The organism is Flavobacterium sp., from assembly GCF_039930565.1.
GTDB lineage: Bacteria > Bacteroidota > Bacteroidia > Flavobacteriales > Flavobacteriaceae > Flavobacterium.
The window spans coordinates 22,210-28,471 of sequence record NZ_JBDTTP010000055.1 but is presented as its reverse complement, the minus strand read 5'-3'; the positions used below and the strand labels follow the sequence as shown (position 1 = coordinate 28,471).

The 6,262-nt window shown below is 35.4% G+C and carries 5 protein-coding genes; 4 read left to right on the top strand and 1 reads right to left on the bottom strand.

Translation table 11 applies throughout. The features are described 5' to 3' along the window. Positions 1–150: 150 nt before the first annotated feature. On the bottom strand, positions 151–1,395 hold the full coding sequence (locus ABI657_RS13610; protein ID WP_348097814.1) for an ABC transporter permease: 1,245 nt from the start codon (positions 1,393–1,395) through the stop codon (positions 151–153). Positions 1,396–1,629: 234 nt separating this feature from the next. Here ABI657_RS13610 and hisS point away from each other — a divergent pair, with 234 nt between their 5' ends. From hisS to ABI657_RS13590, 4 genes are all read left to right on the top strand, one after another. Continuing rightward, positions 1,630–3,081 carry a histidine--tRNA ligase gene (hisS, locus tag ABI657_RS13605; protein WP_348097813.1) on the top strand — a complete coding sequence of 484 codons (1,452 nt, stop codon included), beginning with the start codon at positions 1,630–1,632 and terminating at the stop codon, positions 3,079–3,081. Between the two features lie 297 nt (positions 3,082–3,378). Further along, a complete protein-coding gene (locus tag ABI657_RS13600) occupies positions 3,379–3,957 on the top strand; it encodes a nucleotide exchange factor GrpE (RefSeq protein ID WP_348097812.1) in 579 nt (192 codons plus the stop codon). Positions 3,958–4,052: 95 nt separating this feature from the next. After that, positions 4,053–5,162 carry a molecular chaperone DnaJ gene (gene dnaJ / locus ABI657_RS13595; RefSeq protein ID WP_348097811.1) on the top strand — a complete coding sequence of 370 codons (1,110 nt, stop codon included), beginning with the start codon at positions 4,053–4,055 and terminating at the stop codon, positions 5,160–5,162. 158 nt (positions 5,163–5,320) lie between these two features. Further along, complete coding sequence (locus tag ABI657_RS13590) at positions 5,321–6,250, top strand: ATP-binding cassette domain-containing protein (RefSeq protein WP_348097810.1); 930 nt, start codon at positions 5,321–5,323, stop codon at positions 6,248–6,250. Positions 6,251–6,262: the final 12 nt, after the last annotated feature.

The window sequence follows — 6,262 nt, the reverse complement described above, 5'->3', positions numbered from 1 at the left end:
TAATTGTTTCTGAAATAAAAATAGCAAAATTATATTTGTGTCCACACGGTAGGATAGAAGTGGCAATCCTTTTATGCCGGTGTTCGGCATAAAAGATTAGAACGGATAGCGGGACTATTGGCCTTTTCAAACGATTAAGTCTGCTTCCAATTATTCATAACGCAAAGCTTCAATCGGATCCAGTTTTGATGCTTTGATTGCAGGATATAAACCAGACACTATGGCAACCATAAAACTGGTGGCGAAGGCGGCAAAAATAGCTGTCCACGGAATAACAAAATCAAAGCTCATTGCGTTAGCAATACCAAATCCAAGAAGGATTCCCAATACGATTCCGACTAAGCCTCCAATCTGACCAATTAGTAAAGTCTCTATAAAAAACTGAGTTGCAACTGTTGTTCTTTTTGCTCCCAAAGCTTTACGAACGCCAATTTCGCGGGTACGTTCAGTTACTGAAACGATCATGATATTCATCAAGGCAATCGATGATCCTAAAACAGTAATGATACTGATGATCCAGGCGGCCCAGCCTAAATACTGGGTGATTCCCAGTATTCGATTGATTAAATCATCGCTTCTCACTACTCCGAAATTATTGTCACGTATCGGACTTAATTTCCGCACCCTTCGCATGGTGCTTGTTGCATTGTCGATAGCCTGGTCCAAAAGTTCTTTTTTGGAGACCATAACGCTCATCGTATAATTAATATTGGGAGCGGTGAATAAGGAACGTGCTACCTGAATCGGAATCAAAACCCGTAAATCCTGACTGTTTCCAAAAGTGGAGCCTTTTTCCTTTAAGACGCCAATGACTTTGAATTTTGCGCCTCGTATCGAAATTACTTTGTCAATTGGGTTTACATCTTTTAAAAGCCCCTTTTCAAAATCAGAACCTACGATGCAGGAATAAGTGTTGTTTTCAATATCAAACTGATTAAAAGAACGTCCTAAACTGGTTTCTAATCCTGAGTTGTTGATAAAATGTTCATCGACCCCTACGATTTTAATTTCAGGATCTGTTTTTTCGGCACCATATTTTACCTCTGCAGTTGAAGTGGCGGTAAAAGAAAGTGAAGTTTCTGTAAAAGGATATTTGTATTTTGTTTTGAACGCTACTGCTTCCGGATATGAAATAATAGGATTTACAATCTCACGTTCATTTCCACCGCGGTTTCGAACATTGCTTTCGTATTGATTAATGTTGAAAGTATTGGCACCCATTGAGGCAAAATCGGTAGAAATCGTATTTTCCAGAGCAGATACAACGGTTAAGATTCCAACCAAAGCCGTAATTCCAATAGCGATAATTAATACGGTAAGAATGGTTCGTAGTAATTGTGTTTTGATAGAACCAAAAGCAATTCGGATATTTTCTTTAAATAATTTTAGCATCATGACCAATTTGACACGAAAATACGTTTTTTGTTACAAGTTTGTTTTCGAACTGGCTTAATTTATTTTAAAAAATAAGATATTTGCAGACTTAATTAAGTCGAAAGTTGGAAAGTCATAAAGTCAAAAGCCTAAGAATCCAATAATCAAAATCAACAATAAATTAATTTAAAGATTTGTGAATTTAAGTTTCAAAAGAAATCTACAATCTACAATCAACAATCTAAAATAAAAAAGATGGCTTCAAAACCAAGCATACCAAAAGGAACAAGGGATTTTTCGCCTGCAGAAGTGTCAAAACGTCAATATATAATTCAGACTATTAAAACTAATTTTGAGAGATTTGGTTTTCAGCCGATTGAAACACCTTCGTTTGAAAATTCGGAAACGTTGATGGGGAAATATGGAGAAGAAGGAGATCGTTTGATTTTTAAGATATTAGATAGTGGTGACTATTTAAAAGATATTAAAGACTTTTCTCAGATAGTTTTTGGAGATGATTTTAAGACCAAATATAAGGATGAAGATATTGATGGAATGCCTTCAACAGATGGAGATTTTTTCAAAATTGATTCTAAAAAATTAACGCGTTTTATTTCAGAGAAAGCATTACGTTACGACTTAACCGTGCCATTTGCGAGATATGTAGTTCAGCACCAAAACGAAATTGAATTTCCTTTTAAAAGATACCAGATTCAGCCGGTTTGGAGAGCAGATCGCCCGCAGAAAGGTCGTTTCAGGGAGTTTTTTCAATGTGATGCCGATGTAGTGGGTTCAAAATCTTTGTGGCAGGAAGTAGAATTGGTGCAGTTATATGATACTGTTTTTAGTTCTTTAGGTTTGGAAGGTGTTACTATTAAAATTAATAATAGAAAAATACTATCGGGAATTGCAGAAGTTATTGGGGCATCTGATAAATTGATTGATTTTACGGTAGCTTTGGATAAGCTGGATAAAATTGGTGAAGACGGCGTAAAAAAGGAAATGATCGAAAAAGGTATTTCTGAAAAGGCGTTGATTAAAGTGCAGCCACTTTTTAGTTTTAGCGGAACATTTTCGGATAAAATCAGTCAGCTTTCCAATTTATTAACTTCTTCGGAAGAAGGAATGAAAGGAGTTGAGGAGTTGAAATTTATTTGTGACAATGTGGCGACTTTAGGATTGTCAACTGCGACATTAGATTTAGATGTCACTTTAGCGCGTGGATTGAATTATTACACAGGAGCCATTTTTGAAGTTGAAGCACCAAAAACCGTTTCAATGGGTTCTATTGGAGGTGGAGGAAGATATGATGATCTGACTGGTATTTTTGGTTTGAAAAACATGAGTGGCGTTGGAATTTCCTTTGGTTTAGACCGAATTTATTTAGTTTTGGAAGAATTGCAGTTGTTTCCTGAAACCGTTGCAGCAACATCAAAAGCATTGTTTATTAATTATGGCGATGCTGAAGCTTTGTATGCTTCGCAGGCGATTCAGAAATTACGAAAAGAAAATATAAAGGTAGAATTGTATCCGGATAATGTTAAAGTGGGTAAACAATTTCAATATGCTGATAAACGTTTAATTCCGTTTGCAGTAATTGTGGGAGATGAAGAAATTGCAGCTAATTCGTATTCGCTCAAAAATTTAGTTTCAGGAGAGCAGGTTTCAGTAGATTTTGAAGGATTAAAAAAAGCTTTGCTGGATTAACAAAAAATAAATCACAAAAAAAAGCTTCGTCAATTAGGCGAAGCTTTTTTTAATATAAGGTAAACTTGAATTAATAATTTATATAAGCCGAGGCTAACCCTTAAATTCAATTTTGATAGGTAATACTACGATTTGGTTACAGCTTCAAATATAGATAAAACGAAAACGTAATAGTCTTAAAATTATACTAAAATTTTTGAGACATTTATAAAAAGCAACGTGTAAATGTCAAAAGTGACAATTTGACATTTTAAAAGATTTGGCAGTACTTTTGCAATCCAAAAGAAAGAATTGAAAATGAAGTTTAAGAATATTTTTAAAAATACAAATAATATGACTACGGAAAATACAGAATTCGATCAGGAATTAGATGATGTAACGTTGGAAAACAATGCAAACGGAGAACAGTTAATTGTTGAAGAATTAAGTGTTGAAGAGCAATTGGCTCAAGACTTGGCAAAAGAAAAAGATAAGTTTTTGAGATTATTTGCCGAATTTGAAAATTATAAAAAAAGAACTTCAAAAGAGCGTATCGATTTGTTTAAAACAGCGAATCAGGAAGTTTTGTTAGCGATGCTTCCGGTTTTGGATGATTTTGACAGAGCAACTGTAGAGATCAATAAATCTGATGATGAAAACCTGAAAAAAGGAGTAGAGCTGATTCATGAAAAACTGAAAAGTACTTTGGTGGCTAAAGGTTTAGAACAGGTGGAAGTAAGAGCGGGGGATACCTTTAATGCTGATTTTGCTGAAGCGATTACTCAAATTCCAGCTCCTTCTGACAAACTAAAAGGGAAAATTGTTGATGTAATTGAAAAAGGATACAAATTAGGAGACAAAATTATTCGTTTCCCTAAAGTGGTCATCGGAAACTAAAAAAGTGCAAAAATAAATTCAGGTTTAATGTTTAAGTTTGAATTTAAGATTGCAAATGAGCGCTAGCGAACTGACGAAAGCAATTTAATCTAACTATGAAAAAAGATTTTTACGAAATATTAGGCATCTCAAAAAGTGCTGATGCTGCCGAAATTAAAAAAGCGTACCGAAAAAGTGCGTTAAAATATCACCCGGATAAAAATCCAGGCGACAAAGAGGCAGAAGAAAACTTTAAACTTGCGGCAGAAGCTTATGAAGTTTTGAGTGATCCACAGAAAAAAGCTAAGTACGATCAATATGGACATCAGGCATTTGATGGCAGCGGTGGTTTTGGCGGTGGCCATGGCGGAATGAATATGGATGACATTTTTAGCCAGTTTGGTGATATTTTTGGTGGTGGATTTGGTGGTTTCGGCGGAGGCGGAGGCGGTCCTCGTCGTGCTAAAGGAAGCAATCTTCGAATTAAGGTGAAATTGACTTTAGAAGAAATTGCCAATGGTGTTGAGAAAAAGGTAAAAGTAAAACGTAAAGTTCAGGCTAAAGGTGTAACGTACAAAACATGTTCGACTTGTAATGGTCAGGGACAGGTAATGCGAGTAACCAATACTATTTTGGGAAGAATGCAATCTGCATCCAGTTGCCCAAGTTGTGGAGGTTCCGGACAAATACTAGATAAAAGACCATCTGAGGCAGATGCTCAGGGAATGGTTGTAGAAGACGAAACAGTTTCAATTAAAATTCCTGCGGGTGTTGTTGACGGTATGCAATTGAAAGTTTCCAATAAAGGAAACGATGCTCCGGGAAATAGCGTGCCAGGTGATTTGATCGTTGCCATTGAAGAGTTAGAGCATGAATTCCTGAAACGTGAAGGTGAAAATGTTCACTACGATTTATATATCAGTTTTCCTGAAGCCGTTTTAGGAGCTTCAAAAGATATTGAAGCAATCAACGGCAAAGTCCGTATTAAACTGGAAGAAGGAATTCAATCCGGAAAAATACTACGATTAAAAGGAAAGGGTATTCCAAGTATTAATGGTTACGGAAACGGAGATTTACTGGTTCACGTAAATGTGTGGACACCAAAAACATTGAACAAGGAACAAAAACAATTCTTTGAAAATGCTTTAAATGACGAACATTTTGTTCCTAATCCTGAGAAATCAGAAAAATCATTTTTTGAAAAAGTAAAAGACATGTTTTCCTAAACTAACTTGTAAAAGTTCAAATAATTTTAAAACCCATTCTAATGTAAATTTAGAATGGGTTTTTTGTGTAATATTACGCAATTTCACTTCTAATTATTTACTTTTACAGCCAGTTGGCGAAAATTGTAAAAGCTGACATACAAAACATCAAATGCAATATGAGCAACTTACTAGAAGTACATAGAGTCGTAAAAAAATACGGTGATTATGTAGCGCTTAACGAAGTTTCATTAACTGTACCAAAAGGCAGTATCTACGGGCTTTTAGGCCCAAATGGAGCCGGAAAAACTTCCCTTATCCGAATCATCAATCAAATTACATTGCCAGATAGCGGCGAAATAATTTTAGATGGAGAAAGATTACAGCCAAAACATGTACAGACTATTGGGTATCTTCCTGAAGAGAGAGGTTTGTATACTTCGATGAAAGTAGGCGAACAATGCTTGTATCTGGCACAAATGAAAGGACTTTCTAAAGCCGAAGCAAAAAAACAACTCGATTTTTGGTTTGACCGTTTGGGAATTCAGGGCTGGTGGAACAAAAAAATACAGGAACTTTCAAAAGGGATGGCACAGAAAATTCAGTTTGTTGTTTGTGTATTGCACAAACCTAAATTGTTGATATTTGATGAGCCTTTTTCTGGTTTTGATCCGGTAAATGCCAATATTATCAAAGATGAAATTTTAGCTTTGAAAGAACAAGGAGCGACCATTATTTTCTCAACTCACCGGATGGAAAGTGTAGAGGAACTTTGTGATGATATTGCCTTAATCCATAAGTCGAATAAATTAATTGAAGGAAAACTGAGTGATGTAAAACGTCAATTCAGGACCAATAGTTTTGAAGTTGGAATCCTGACCAATAATGTTGAAGGCCTGATGTATGATATTACGCAGAAATTTACCGTTTCTCAGGCTAATTTCAAGTCGTTAAATGAGGATTTAAAATTAAATATCCAGATAGGATCTGCCTCTTCAAACGAGTTATTGCATCTTTTAACGCAACGTGGGCAAGTAACTCATTTCGTTGAGAAAATTCCAAGTGTCAATGATATTTTTATCCAAACGGTAACCGAAAATAAAGTTTAGAGTTGAAATTCT